The organism is Sphingomonas sp. IW22 (genome assembly GCF_041321155.1).
Classification (GTDB): domain Bacteria; phylum Pseudomonadota; class Alphaproteobacteria; order Sphingomonadales; family Sphingomonadaceae; genus Sphingomonas.
Map to the genome: position 1 here is coordinate 1 of NZ_JBGGWB010000029.1, position 1311 is coordinate 1311.

Annotated in this window: 1 protein-coding gene; it reads right to left on the minus strand. The window is 35.1% G+C overall.

What is annotated here, in order from left to right; all coding sequences use genetic code 11:
* Window positions 1-83: 83 nt before the first annotated feature.
* Window positions 84-1211, minus strand: coding sequence for a hypothetical protein (locus tag ACAX61_RS19525; protein WP_370716203.1), 1128 nt, complete (start codon window positions 1209-1211; stop codon window positions 84-86).
* Window positions 1212-1311: the final 100 nt, after the last annotated feature.

Genomic DNA, 1311 nt, shown 5'->3' on the forward strand with positions numbered 1-1311 from the left:
AATACTTACTCCATACCATAAAAAAACCCGATTTGTTAAAATTAATTATAATAAAGTAAGACAAATAATATTAATAAAGTTTATTATAACGAATGTGGTACATTAACATTTAAACCTTTTTGCTTTATAATTTCCGTCACTATCCGAGATTTGCTTTTAAAAATAGAAGTCAACGTTGCAGGTTTAGTTGACCAGAAATTCTCTTCTAATGCAAACCACAATTTGTCAACATTTGTACATTTATTTCGAAGAACTCGCTTATTGAGAGACGTAAAAAAACCAATATCGTTTGCATTTAAATCTGGAGACTGTGCTGGTTGGTTAATAGTGGTTATGCATGGAAAAAGACTATCTCCGAAGTCATTGAAGAGTTCAACATTATTCTTTCCAATGTGCGGCCGAGCATTGTCCATTTGCACAGTAACATTCTGAAACGACTGCATTTTCTTACAAATCATAGGCATAACCCCAGTGGTCATCAAGTCATAAAAATAATCTGCCGTTAATGTGCAATCAATTTTGTATGAGTCACCCTTACAATGATTTTTCGAAGAACGCTGGGCCTCGACATTTTTCTGAATCCTCCAGATACCAATCAATCCATTAAACCCTTTTTCAAGATCAGGCTTTGCAATAGCTGTGAGAATCATGATCTTTGGTGGATTTCCTTTACTGAGTAGTGGCTGTTTTCTTCGCGGACTGCCGTCATGATATCTTTCCTTGTGGAATGGAAACAAGTCAAACCACTTCTCATCTATGTCAACATGACCATCCCATTGATTATGACGATTCTGACGACACCATTTTAGCCTTTTCAATTTCTGGTCATCACTTAGCAACGGGCATGTTCTTCTGGAAATAAGTCTCATTCCTTCTTCTTTGATGATTCTTTGAACACTTGTATGTGGAATATCAGTCTCCTCAGAAATACACATAATGCTAGAGGATCTTCGCTTCCGAATAGATTCCACAACTCGTTGTCGTCTGTCAACATATCCTTCGACATGCTTTCTTCCTGAACCACTCTTTCTGTCCAGAGTACCTGTTTCAAAAAATTTCTTCCGTAAATCGTGTGCGTAATCCTTGTTAACATTGAATTCATCGCATAAACTTTCAATTGTTTCGTACTGTGGCTGTACTTTGCCAATTTTCGTGAGAATACTCTCATAGTGGATTAGGATTAAAATTTTCTTATCATTAGATAGCGCCATCTATAATAATCAATATTACATCAATTAAACAAATTAGACTTACAAATTCTTTTCTATAATAAACAAATCGGGTTTTTTTATGGTATGGAGTAAGTATATA